Annotated in this window: 10 protein-coding genes; 5 read left to right on the top strand and 5 right to left on the bottom strand. The window is 53.4% G+C overall.

From position 1 onward, the window contains the following. The first annotated feature begins 127 nt into the window (after window positions 1-127). Together BV494_RS16005 and BV494_RS16015 are read left to right on the top strand one after the other, a co-directional pair. Window positions 128-763 carry a carbonic anhydrase gene (locus tag BV494_RS16005; protein ID WP_104923744.1) on the top strand — a complete coding sequence of 212 codons (636 nt, stop codon included), beginning with the start codon at window positions 128-130 and terminating at the stop codon, window positions 761-763. A 318-nt stretch (window positions 764-1081) separates the two neighbouring features. Then, complete coding sequence (locus BV494_RS16015) at window positions 1082-2209, top strand: GNAT family N-acetyltransferase (RefSeq protein WP_104923745.1); 1128 nt, start codon at window positions 1082-1084, stop codon at window positions 2207-2209. 9 nt (window positions 2210-2218) lie between these two features. Here BV494_RS16015 and BV494_RS16020 read toward each other — a convergent pair whose 3' ends face one another. The 4 genes from BV494_RS16020 to BV494_RS16035 form a co-directional block, all read right to left on the bottom strand. Next, a complete protein-coding gene (locus BV494_RS16020) occupies window positions 2219-4066 on the bottom strand; it encodes an ABC transporter ATP-binding protein (RefSeq protein WP_104923746.1) in 1848 nt (615 codons plus the stop codon). A 223-nt stretch (window positions 4067-4289) separates the two neighbouring features. Continuing rightward, window positions 4290-4679: a hypothetical protein gene (locus BV494_RS16025; protein WP_104923747.1), complete on the bottom strand. Its 390-nt coding sequence runs from the start codon at window positions 4677-4679 to the stop codon at window positions 4290-4292. Beyond that, the gene (locus BV494_RS16030) at window positions 4676-4951 is read right to left on the bottom strand and encodes a peptidoglycan-binding domain-containing protein (RefSeq protein ID WP_104923748.1); all 276 of its coding nucleotides are present in this window, start codon (window positions 4949-4951) and stop codon (window positions 4676-4678) included. The genes BV494_RS16025 and BV494_RS16030 overlap by 4 nt, the downstream gene beginning before the upstream one ends. Before the next feature lie 221 nt (window positions 4952-5172). Beyond that, window positions 5173-6687, bottom strand: a complete 1515-nt coding sequence (locus BV494_RS16035) for an MDR family MFS transporter (protein WP_104923749.1) — start codon at window positions 6685-6687, stop codon at window positions 5173-5175. Window positions 6688-6771: 84 nt separating this feature from the next. On the opposite strand from BV494_RS16035, the gene BV494_RS16040 reads away from it, so the two are divergent. Beyond that, the gene (locus BV494_RS16040) at window positions 6772-7461 is read left to right on the top strand and encodes a TetR/AcrR family transcriptional regulator (RefSeq protein ID WP_104923750.1); all 690 of its coding nucleotides are present in this window, start codon (window positions 6772-6774) and stop codon (window positions 7459-7461) included. A 131-nt stretch (window positions 7462-7592) separates the two neighbouring features. Beyond that, a complete protein-coding gene (locus tag BV494_RS16045) occupies window positions 7593-8792 on the top strand; it encodes an MFS transporter (protein WP_104923751.1) in 1200 nt (399 codons plus the stop codon). A 51-nt stretch (window positions 8793-8843) separates the two neighbouring features. Here the strand turns inward: BV494_RS16045 and dcp are convergent, their stop codons facing one another. Then, window positions 8844-10997 (bottom strand): peptidyl-dipeptidase Dcp, encoded by a 2154-nt coding sequence (dcp, locus tag BV494_RS16050; RefSeq protein WP_104923752.1) that lies wholly within the window; start codon window positions 10995-10997, stop codon window positions 8844-8846. Window positions 10998-11184: 187 nt separating this feature from the next. Between dcp and BV494_RS16055 the strand changes: the two genes are divergently transcribed. Further along, on the top strand, window positions 11185-11841 hold the full coding sequence (locus BV494_RS16055) for a Qnr family pentapeptide repeat protein (protein ID WP_104923753.1): 657 nt from the start codon (window positions 11185-11187) through the stop codon (window positions 11839-11841). The last annotated feature ends 15 nt before the right edge of the window (window positions 11842-11856 follow it).

The following is an 11856-nucleotide window of genomic DNA, read 5'->3' on the forward strand; positions in this document are numbered from 1 at the left end:
CGCACTGAAATTTATAATATTTTAGGCAAACTGATTTACCTTATAAAGAGTAGTGATTTTCCGTCTGATTGATCTGCCTTTTTTTTCATGGCAGTATCGTTGCGATTGAAATACAGGAAATTCCCCTATGAAAGACGTAATTGAAGGCTTCCTCAGATTCCAGAAAGAGGCGTTTCCACAACGCTCTAAGTTATTCAAAGAACTCGCATTAAACCAAAATCCTAAGACCCTGTTTATATCCTGCTCTGACAGCCGGTTAGTGCCGGAATTAGTCACGCAGCGTGAACCGGGCGAACTGTTTGTTATCCGCAACGCCGGTAACATCGTGCCACCTTTCGGGCCGGAACCGGGCGGCGTTTCTGCCACCGTTGAGTACGCCGTGAAGGCGCTGGGCGTGAAAGATATCGTGATCTGCGGGCATTCCAACTGTGGTGCGATGGGCGCAATCGCCAACTGTACCTGTCTGGATCACATGCCTGCCGTGGCTCACTGGCTGCGTTATTCCGATGCGGCGAAAGCCATCAACGAAGCCACTGAACACGAGACGCCGGAAGCGCGCGTCAACGGCATGGTGCATCAGAATGTGATTGCACAGCTGAGCAACCTGCGCACGCATCCCTGCGTGGCGGTGGCATTAGCGAAAGGCGAAGTGACCCTGCACGGCTGGGTTTATGATATTGAATCAGGCTGCATTGAAGCCTTTGATGCGAAGAGCGCCAGCTTTATTTCGCTGTCAGATAATCCGGAAGTCAGAGCCAGTTAATTAATCTTTCGCATACCGTAAAATTAATTATCATCCGGAATATTGTGGTTAATATTCCGGAAGGTAAATCAGAGAATTACGCCATTCGTTATTTGAAATAATCCTTTCCAGAGCACTCTACCCAAAATAATTCGAGTTGCTTAAAGGCAGCAAAGCCGTGAATCACCGGGAGCTTACTCCGGTAAGTGACTGGGGTGAACGGGTGTAGCCAACGCATAAGCAGCTTGAAGTATGACGGGCATAAATCAGCGCCCGCTAAATCACTAATCATTATAATCTGAACGCGCTACCGCCTTTTCCACCAGAGTGAGAAAACTGATGCCCGTTATGCCGTTAAACCGTCTGGCCGATTTGCCCGCCGCGCAGTGGGATGCGCTGGTGCCTGCCCAGCAACCGTTCCTCAGCCATGCGTTTTTATCCACGCTCGAAGACAGCGGCAGCCTGGGGCCGGACTCCGGCTGGCGTCCGGAACATCTTCTGTGGCGGGAAAACGGCAAAATTCTGGCGGCCATTCCCGGCTATCGAAAACGCCATTCTTACGGCGAATATGTATTTGATCAGGGCTGGGCGGATGCCTGCCAGCGTTCGGGCATTGCGTATTATCCGAAATGGTTGGGTGCCGTGCCGTTCAGCCCGGTGACCGGCGCACGGCTGCTGGGCGATGAAGCGGCGGCGGTAAACCTGATACAGGCATTGCCGGAATATCTCGTCGAAAACGGACTGACCAGCGCGCACATCAATTTCACCGATACCCGCGCCAACCGGCTACTTGGCGATGAAGCCGTGTGGCAACACCGGCTGGGCTGCCAGTATCACTGGCAAAACCGCGACTACCGCGATTTTCAGGATTATCTCGACGCGCTCACTTCGCGCAAGCGCAAACAGTTCCGCAAGGAACGTGAACAGGTGGCGGCGCAGGGCATTGATTTTGTGTGGCGGGAAGGCGCAGAGCTGACCGAAACACAGTGGGATTTCGTCTACGCCTGCTACAGCAATACCTACCGGATACGCGGGCAGTCGCCCTACCTGACCCGCGACTTTTTCAGTCTGCTGGCAGAAAGAATGCCGGAGGCGATCCGCGTGGTAATGGCGCAGCAAAATGGCCGCGACGTGGCGATGGCGTTCAGCTTAATCAGCGGCGATACGTTTTATGGCCGCTACTGGGGATGTCTGGCGGAATTCGACCGGCTGCACTTCGAAACCTGTTTCTATCAGGGGATGGAATACGCGATTGCGCACGGGCTGGCGCGGTTCGACGCGGGCGCGCAGGGCGAACATAAACTGCTGCGCGGCTTTGAGCCGGTGATCACTGACTCCTGGCACTATCTACGGCATCCGGGTCTGCGCGACGCCGTCGAAGATTTTCTGGTGGAAGAACGTGCCGGCGTGCAGCGCTGGGCCGATGAAGCCCGTGAAGTGCTGCCCTACCGGCACGATGCGTCTTAACGTGCGGGCTTAATCCATCCCGACAAATCCGCCGGTCTGATGCTGCCATAAACGGGCATACAGACCGCCGTGCGCCAGCAGTTCGGCGTGACTTCCCGTCTCGACAATCTGCCCTTTTTCCAGCACCACCAGACGGTCCATTTTGGCAATGGTCGATAACCGGTGCGCAATCGCAATCACCGTTTTCCCGCCCATCAGCGTTTCCAGGCTTTCCTGAATCGCCGCTTCCACTTCCGAATCAAGCGCCGAGGTGGCTTCGTCCATAATCAGAATTGGCGCGTTTTTCAGTAACACGCGCGCAATCGCAATACGCTGACGTTGCCCGCCGGAGAGTTTCACACCGCGCTCGCCGACGTGCGCATCCAGCCCGGTTCGCCCCAGTGAATCATAAAGCTGCGGAATGAATTCGTCGGCACGCGCCTGACGTATCGCCAGCTGCAATTCTTCATCCGTCGCGGCCGGTCTGCCGTACAGCAGATTGTCGCGAATCGAACGGTGCAGCAGCGACGTGTCCTGCGTGATCATACCGATTTGTGCGCGCAGGCTGCCCTGCGTGACGTCGGCAATATTCTGCTCATCAATTAAAATCCGCCCGCCGTCGATGTCGTATAACCGCAACAACAGATTGACCAGCGTGGATTTTCCCGCGCCGGAAGGCCCGATCAGGCCGATCTTCTCACCGGGGCGGATCGCCAGATCAAGATTCCGGATCACCGGGCTGCCTTTTCCGTAGTTCTCTTTACCATAATTAAATTCCACGTGATCAAAACGGATCGCACCCCGATCGACTTTCAGCGCCGGTGCCTGCGGTTTATCCGTGACGGTCAGCGGCTGCGCGATGGTATGCAGGCCGTCCTGCACCGTACCGATGTTCTCGAAAATACCGTTCACCACCCACATAATCCAGCCGGACATATTCACGATACGAATCACCAGCCCCGTCGCCAGCGCGATAGCCCCGACGGTGATCAGCGATTGTGTCCACAGCCACAGCGCCAGCCCGGTGCTGGCAACAATCAGCAGGCCGTTGAGCGTGGTGATCGCAAACGCCATGCCGGTTAACAGGCGGCCAGCGAGCTGGGTTTTAACGGTCTGCTCGGTGATGGCTTCGCGCGCGTACTGCTGTTCCATATCCGTATGCGCGAAAAGTTTCAGCGTGGAAATATTGGTATAGCCATCCACAATGCAGCCCATCAGTTTCGAACGGGCTTCGGACGATTCAACCGAACGCTGCTTCACGCGCGGAACGAAATACCACAGGCAAATGGCGTAACAGAAAATCCAGACAATCAGCGGGATCATCAGACGCCAGTCGGCTTGGGCAAACAGGAACAATGCGCTGGCGGCGTAAATCACCACGTGCCAGATGGCATCGACCATTTGTACCGCGGAATCGCGCAGTGAACTGCCGGTCTGCATGATGCGCTGGGCAATACGCCCGGCAAAATCACTCTGGAAAAAGTTGAGGCTCTGCCTGAGGACGTATTTATGATTCTGCCAGCGGATCATGCTGGTCATGCCGGGCGTCAGCGTCTGGTGAACCAGCAAATCATTCAGCCCGAAAAATACCGGCCGCATGATCATCGCCACCGCCGCCATCCACAGCAGTTCGCCCATGTGGTCGGAGAAAAAGCTGCCCGGCGGTGTGTCTTTGGTGAGATCGATAATCTGACTGAGATAGCTAAACAGCGACACTTCAATCAGTGACGCCACCAGCCCGACCACCAGCAATACTGCAAAACTCGGCCAGACCTGACGCAGATAATAAAGATAAAAAGGCCAGACTTTGCCCGGCGGCTCAGCCCCCGGAGCCTCCCGAAAAATGTCGATCATTCGCTCGAACCGGCGAAAAAGCATGGTACACCTCTTAATGGATTTATCGTCAGGGCTGTCCTGCCCTGATGTTCTGGTTTGCATGACGTTACGCAACCTTTAAGCGTAGAAGGTTTTTAGCGCTTTACCCAGAAATAATATTCATTTGGCTTATTGATTGGCATTAAATAAACAATTTAATCAATGCGGGGGGGGTAAATAATTATCAGAACATGGCTTCATGATTAAAATACAATAGTGTTAAACGCTAATGCATAATGCCCTGGTCGGTTGCTATGACCTCTTCTTTGTAAAATACGTTTAAATTCCAAACTTGCCCTGAATCTGTCTCTTTAGAGTTATCAGGATTCAGAACATAACTATAATCCCCGTTGTCAAATATATACCCCTGAAAATCATAGCTATGAGAATTGAACATTACGCGGCCTTTGAGATGCAATCTCGCTCCTGTTTTCTTGTTAATCCCGTCGTAATCAACATCCTTACAAGTCATCTCGCCTTCAGGACAATTGTATTTTAAATCAATATCAAAATGTTGCCCTTCAAAGTCTGGATGTCCGGCGTGCAGCGTATAGCCTTCAGCATGGCAACTCACAGAGGCAAAGGTAATAAAAAAATAAACCATTAATAATCTCATCGTACATAAACTCCATTGTAGAAAACATTCAACTCTGATTTCCTAACATTACGTCTTACGCCACCCGACACCGGCATGTCACTCGCTGGCGGCACAGTGGCATCCAGACGAGCATTTCCCTGTGAAATCGCCGCGACAGTTTTCTGACCACAGTTGCCATCAACCACCAGATCAGGAAAACCGGAATTCTTCAACCTATACTGCACCTCGATAACGTCATGGAATAAGTTGTCGCCAAAATACCCGACACTTCGACTCAATGATGAGAACATGCCAATATCCTTATTGTTATGAAATAACGCGCAGTGATTTATATATTATTAGGAGGACGCCTCAGATAAACATTCAGCAAAATAATATATTTACTCTGTTAAAATAATAACAGATCAGGAAGTCATCAAAAGGCATTAATAACAGAAAGGAGATCGAACGGGGATTTTTAATTGCAACTCTGGCGGAGTGAAAGAAATTCACCACCGCCAGTGAAAACAACTTAAAGGCGGGTTTGCTCTTTCTTCAGCACGCCCTCTTTTTGCAGCAGAGAAAGAATAAACGCCAGCACCATCACGCCTGCGGCGATCTGGTACACCGAGTGCAGCGCCGTGCCGAATGCCTGCAAATAATCGTCGCGGATTGCAGCAGGCAATTGCTGAACGGCCTGCGCACCCATTGAGCGCGGGAGCTGCGTTCCTTCGGGGATCAGCGCTTCGAGCTGATTACGCAAAACATGCGTGAAAATCGCGCCGAACATCGCCACGCCAATCGAACCGCCGATTGAACGAAACAGCGTAACGCCGGACGTCGCAACGCCCATTTGCTTCATCGACACCGAGTTTTGCACCGCCAGCACCAGCACCTGCATCACCATGCCCAACCCGAAACCGAGCACGCCGATGTAGAGATACAACATATGAAGCGGCGTGCCGACTTTCAGAAAGCCCAGTAAAACCATGCCGGCGAAACTCAGTAATGTCCCGAGGATCGGGAAAATACGGTAACGCCCGATGCGGCTTATAATCCGTCCACTGATAATCGAACTGACCAGCAGCGCGCCCATCAGCGGCAGTAACTGCATCCCGGCTTGTGACGGCGTCGAGCCTTTTACCACCTGCAAATACAGTGGCAGGAATGTCATCGACCCCATCAGCGACATCCCGATAATAAAGCTGATGGCGCAGCTCAGCAGGAACGTGCGGTCGCGGAATAACCCAAGCGGAATAATCGGTTCTGCGGCCAGCGTTTCTTCATAAATGAAGCCGCCGAGCGTGACAAGTCCGAACGCCAGAATGCACCACAGCTGCGGATCCGACCACTGATAGACCGTGCCGCCTTCGCTGGTGAATAAAATGATGCAGGTCAGCGCCGCCGCCAGATAGCCCGCGCCGAGGAAGTCGATTTCATGGCGGATGCGCGCGGTCTGCGATTTCAGCGCCACGCCGATGACCAGCAGCGCGAAAATACCCAGTGGCAGGTTGATGTAGAAAATCCAGCGCCACGAAATATGTTCGACCAGGAAACCGCCGATCAGCGGCCCGATAACCGTCGCGAGGCCAAATACGCCGCCGAATAATCCCTGATATTTCCCGCGCTCAGACGGCGGTATCACATCGCCCACGGCGGCCATACTGACCACCATCAGCCCGCCGCCGCCCAGCCCCTGCAAGGCACGCATCAGGATCAGCTGCGTCATGTTCTGCGCCAGCCCGCACAATACCGACCCGAGCAGGAATACCACGATGGCGGTTTGCAGGACGATTTTGCGGCCAAGCAAATCGCCGAATTTACCGTACAGCGGTACGACAATGGTGGACGCCAGCAGGTAAGACGTCACCACCCACGAAAGCTGATCCAGCCCGCCCAGCTCACTGACAATCGTCGGCAGCGCGGTGGAAACAATCGTCTGGTCGAGCGCGGCCAGCAGCATGACCAGCATCAGTGCGGAGAACAGCAGCTTTATCGACGGCTTCTGTTCTGCGACATCACTCTGCGCTGAATGTATAGTTGTCATGAATAGTTTCCTGACTTTTAATTAATTAACTGTATAATTAATATTGAAGCATCCACCTCATCCGGTCAATGGATCAAACCGCTTATGACAGACAGAAAAATCTCAGAAACGACAGGATCCGCACAAAAGGATCAAACGCCCGCACGCCGTCCGGGACGCCCGCGCAGCGTCAAAAAAGGCACGGACAAGCGGGAATTGCTGCTCGATGCCGCTCTGAAACTGTTTGCCCAATACGGTATCGCCGAAACGCCGCTGAGCCAGATTGCCAAAGAAGCGGGCGTGACCACCGCCATGCTGCATTACTATTTTAATACCCGCGAGCAGTTGCTGGACGTCATGATCGACGAACGTTTTCAGCCGGTACGCGCCGGATTTACCGATATTTTTGAAACCCACGCCTACGACCCGCTGATGGCGATTACGCACATGGCGCAATGCATGATTGATGCCGCGGAAAAATACCCGTGGGTCGCGCCGCTGTGGGTGCGGGAAGTAATCAGTGAAAGCGGTATGCTAAAAAAACGCATGGAAGAACGTAATGGCGACAAAAACCGCAAAATCGTTCATGAATCGATTGCCCGCTGGCAGGCCGAAGGACGTCTGAACCCGGATCTGAATCCGGCACTGCTGTTTATTTCATTGTTCGGCCTGACGCTGTTCCCGATGGCCTCCATGAAAATGAGAAAAGAAGGTGGCTCGCTGATTTCCCCCGACATGCTGCGTAAACACGTCGCCCTGCTGCTCTTCAACGGGCTGGGGCCGCAGAAGCGCTGAGCGAAATCCTGACCGCGCGGGTGACTCCCGCGCAACTCTCTTTAATCCCTTCTTTTTGTACCGAAAAATACTGCGCAGACTCGACTATCATGTAGCGGAAATGTTGCTCTGAATTAGGGAATGCCTCGAGAATGAAGGGAATGCCGCCGCTGATCCTTGCGCTGCTCGCCAGTTCGTTAGTGCTTACTATCGGACGTGGTGTCACTCTGCCGTTTATCACGATTTATCTGACTGAGCACTATCATCTGCTGCCCAAAAGCGTCGGGATTATTCTGGGGGCCAGCCTGGCGATCGGTATTCTCAGCAGCCTGTACGGCGGTTATCTGGTGGACAAATTTAATCACCGGACGCTGATTACAGTGTCGATCAGTTCGTTCGGCCTGAGTTTTTTGCTGTTGCCGATGCTGCCGAATGTCACCGGCGTTTTGCTGGTGCTGGCGCTGCTCAATGCGTCTTACGCCCTGCTGAGTATTACGCTTAAAGCCTGTATCGCCAGCTGGTTACCGGTTGAAAAGCGAGTCAAAGCCTTCTCGATGAACTACACGCTGGTGAACGTCGGCTGGGCCGTCGGGTCGTCTCTGGGCGTCTGGCTGGCCGGTTTCAGCCCGATGCTGCCGTTTATTATTTCCGGCGTGCTGGCGCTGGGCACCGTGATTTCACTCGGCTGGGGATTGCGTAATATCCCGCAAAAACCACCGCAAACTGAGCTGGAACAAAAACCGCTGCCCAAACCTAACCTGCGCCAGACGCTCAGCATTCTGGCTCATGATCGCCGCCTGATTTACTTCACGCTCGGCAGCACGCTGGGTTCGGTCGTCTTCGGGCAGTTCGCCGGTTATCTGTCGCAATATCTGATTCTGGTTTCCAACGCGGCGTTTGCGTACAAAATTATCGGCGCTGTAATGATCACCAACGCCGTCATCGTGATCGTCTTCCAGTACGCGCTAAGCAGCCGGATGAAACAAAAAAGCCTGCTGAAATGGCTGCTGCTTGGTACGATTTTCTTCATCATCGGCCTGATTGGGTTCATGACCGCCGGGCAATCGGTGCTGTTCTGGATCATCGCGATGGCGATTTTCAGCTTCGGCGAGCTGATCGTCATTCCGGTCGAATACATGTTTATCGACTATATCGCGCCGGAAAACATGAAAGGCAGCTACTACGGGATGCAAAACCTGAGCAATCTCGGCGGCGCGATAAACCCGGTGATGTGCGGATTTCTGCTTAGTTACGCCGCGCCGCCGGTGATGTTTATCGCGCTGATTGCCGCGTCGGCGGGCGGGCTGGTGTTCTTCTGGATGGGGCACCGGCTGGCGGCGCGGACAGCGTAAAAAAAGCCCTGAACGCACGGCGGTCAGGGCCTGATTTCATAGCGGAGTGAATTACTCTTCCAGCCCCCGGTTTTTCAGCATCGGCTCAATGGACGGTGCTTTGCCGCGCCAGGTTTTATACAGTTTTTCCAGATCCTCACTGTTGCCGCGCGAGAGGATTTGATCACGGAATTTCTGACCATTTTCCCGCGTCAGGCCGCCTTGTTCGGTGATCCCGGCAAAGGCATCGTCGGCCAGCATTTCTGTCCACAGATACGCGTAATACCCGGCGGCGTAGCCATTCCCCCAGATATGCTGGAAATAGCTGGAACGGTAGCGCGGCGGCACGTACGCCAGATTCACTTTGTCCTTCGCCAGCGATTCGGCTTCGAACTTATCGACATCCTGCTGTGGTTCCGTGGCGCTCAGGCTGTGCCAGTGCATGTCGAGCAGCGCGGCGGCCAGCAGCTCGGTCATGTCATAACCTTTATTAAACTTGCTGGCTTTCTCGATTTTGTCCTGCAAAGCCTGCGGCATGACTTCGCCGGTCTGATAATGCTTCGCGAAGTGAGTAAACACTTTCGGGTCACTCGCCCAGTGCTCGTTAAACTGGGACGGGAACTCGACGAAATCGCGCGGCGTTGCAGTGCCTGAAAGGCTTGGATATTGCTGGTCGGCAAACAGCCCGTGCAGCGTATGGCCGAACTCGTGGAACATCGTGATCACGTCATCCCACGACAACAACGCCGGTTGCCCCGCCGCCGGTTTCTGGAAGTTAGCGACGTTGTAAATCACCGGTTTGGTGCCGAGCAGTTTGGACTGATCGACGAAATTACTCATCCACGCGCCGCCGCCTTTGTTATCACGCTGATAATAATCGGCGTAAAACAGCGCCATCGATTTGCCGTCTTTATCGAAGACTTCAAAAACGCGCACATCCGGGTTCCAGACTGGCAGGTCTTTGCGCTCTTTAAACGTGATGCCGTACAGCAGATTTGCCGCGTAGAATACGCCGTTTTCCAGCACGTTATTCAGCTCGAAGTACGGTTTGATCTGCGCATCGTCGAGATCGTATTTCTCTTTGCGGACCTGCTGGGCGTAATGCTGCCAGTCCCAGGCCGCTACGCTGAATCCGCCCTTTTGCTTATCGATTTCTGACTGAATATCTTTCGCCTCACGCTCCGCGCGGGCAGTCGCGGCTGGCACAATTTTGTGCATGAAATCCAGCGCAGCCTGCGGCGTTTTCGCCATCTGGTCTTCCAGCTTCCACGCCGCATAGCTCGGGAATCCAAGCACTATGGCCTGTTCTGCGCGGACTTTCGCCAGTTTCGCGATAAGCTCACGCGTATCGTTGGCATCGCCTTTTTCAGCGCGATTGATGGACGCATCGTACAGCGCCTTGCGCGTATCGCGGTTTTCCAGCGACTGCAATAAAGGCTGCTGCGTGGTGTTTTGCAGCACCAGCAACCACGCGTTATCCAGCTTGCGGTCTTTGGCCGCCTGCGCCGCGGCGGAAAGTTCAGCTTCGCTCAGCCCGGCAAGCTGCGCTTTATCATTTACCGTCAGCCCGCCCGCTTTTGTCGCCGCGAGGAGTTTATTGGTGAACTGCGTACTCAGCGTCGCCGCCTGCTGGTTCAGCGCTTTGAGATTGTCTTTATCGGCATCCGAAAGATTCGCGCCCGCCAGCTCAAAATCTTTGTACGTCACTTCAATCAGACGCTGCGATTCCGCATCCAGCTTCAGGGTATTGCGCTGGTTATACACGGTTTTCAGGCGGGCAAATAATTTGCTGTTGAGATGAATGCTGTCGTCCATCGCCGCCAGCTTTGGCGAGGTATCTTCATCAATTTTTTGCAGCGTATCGTTGGTATTCGCGCCGGTCATCGCGCCGAAAACGCTCTGTACGCGCTGCAACGTGCCGCCGGATTTTTCCAGCGCCACATAGGTATTTTCGAACGTCGGGGGTGAAGAGTCGTTGGCTATTTTATCGACGTCGGCAAGTTTCTGACGGATACCTTCGAGCAACGCCGGTTCATAATCGCTGTCTTTATACAGATTGAATTGCGGTGCCTGATATTCAAGCGGGCTCGGTTTCAGAAACGGATTATCTTTAACAATGGCATGGTTCATGACGGGCTCCTGCGTGGCGGGCTGCACGCTCTGCGCAGCGCCTGCAAACTGGCTCATGGCCAGACTGGTTGCCAAAAAGAGGTAGGACAAACGCATTTCAGTCTTCCTTATCTGATTAAGAGAAATTGCTCCGTTAAGCCATTGAGAATAGACCCCGGTCGCCGATCCGGCAAAAGAAGTGCGTAAGGTAATCGTGTGATGACAAGGGGTTTCAATATTTTCAGGGGAATTTTTCTGTCAGGATATTGCCCTTCGCAGCGCGTAAAAATGGCAGGAAACCATCATGATTAAAGACCAGACTTTCACCGGCCAGCGTTTTGGCGTGAAACAATTCACCGGCGAAACACTGGAAAATTGCCGCTTTTACCGCTGCCATTTCGACAGCTGCGATTTGTCGGAAACCGCTTTTACGAACTGTCTGTTTTACGATGACGACGAACAAACCGGCTGCTCGTTCCAGCACGCAAAACTCCAGGACGCCAGTTTTAAACACTGCGACCTGACAATGGCTGATTTCAAAAACATTCAGGCGCTCGGTCTGGAGATCCGCGAAAGCAAAGCCACCGGCGCAGATTTCAGCGGTGCCAGCTTTATGAATATGATCACTACCCGCACCTGGTTTTGCAGCGCGTTCATGACCAAAAATAACTTCAGCTACGCCAACTTCAGCAAAGTCATTCTGGAAAAATGTGAGCTGTGGGAAAACCGCTGGACCGGCGCCAATGTGCAAGGCGCGAACCTCAGCGGCTCCGACCTTTCCGGCGGAGAATTCACCGAGTTCGACTGGAATAATGTGAACATCACCCACTGCGACCTGACCAATTCCGACCTGGGCGAATTAAATCTCCGGAAAGTCGATCTCGACGGCGTGAAAATCGACGACTGGCAGCAAAGCCATTTGCTGGAAAGGTTGGGGGTGGTTGTTATTCACTCTAAGTGACAGCATTCGAAATGA

The organism is Rahnella sikkimica (assembly GCF_002951615.1).
In the GTDB taxonomy this organism is placed as follows: domain Bacteria; phylum Pseudomonadota; class Gammaproteobacteria; order Enterobacterales; family Enterobacteriaceae; genus Rahnella; species Rahnella sikkimica.

Excerpts from the sequence above, each read along its gene's own strand:
- BV494_RS16005 (WP_104923744.1), top strand. The coding sequence starts at position 128 with ATGAAAGACGTAATTGAAGGCTTCCTCAGATTCCAGAAAGAGGCGTTT.
- BV494_RS16015 (WP_104923745.1), top strand. The coding sequence starts at position 1,082 with ATGCCCGTTATGCCGTTAAACCGTCTGGCCGATTTGCCCGCCGCGCAG.
- BV494_RS16020 (WP_104923746.1), bottom strand. The coding sequence starts at position 4,066 with ATGCTTTTTCGCCGGTTCGAGCGAATGATCGACATTTTTCGGGAGGCT.
- BV494_RS16025 (WP_104923747.1), bottom strand. The coding sequence starts at position 4,679 with ATGAGATTATTAATGGTTTATTTTTTTATTACCTTTGCCTCTGTGAGT.
- BV494_RS16030 (WP_104923748.1), bottom strand. The coding sequence starts at position 4,951 with ATGTTCTCATCATTGAGTCGAAGTGTCGGGTATTTTGGCGACAACTTA.
- BV494_RS16035 (WP_104923749.1), bottom strand. The coding sequence starts at position 6,687 with ATGACAACTATACATTCAGCGCAGAGTGATGTCGCAGAACAGAAGCCG.
- BV494_RS16040 (WP_104923750.1), top strand. The coding sequence starts at position 6,772 with ATGACAGACAGAAAAATCTCAGAAACGACAGGATCCGCACAAAAGGAT.
- BV494_RS16045 (WP_104923751.1), top strand. The coding sequence starts at position 7,593 with ATGAAGGGAATGCCGCCGCTGATCCTTGCGCTGCTCGCCAGTTCGTTA.
- dcp (WP_104923752.1), bottom strand. The coding sequence starts at position 10,997 with ATGCGTTTGTCCTACCTCTTTTTGGCAACCAGTCTGGCCATGAGCCAG.
- BV494_RS16055 (WP_104923753.1), top strand. The coding sequence starts at position 11,185 with ATGATTAAAGACCAGACTTTCACCGGCCAGCGTTTTGGCGTGAAACAA.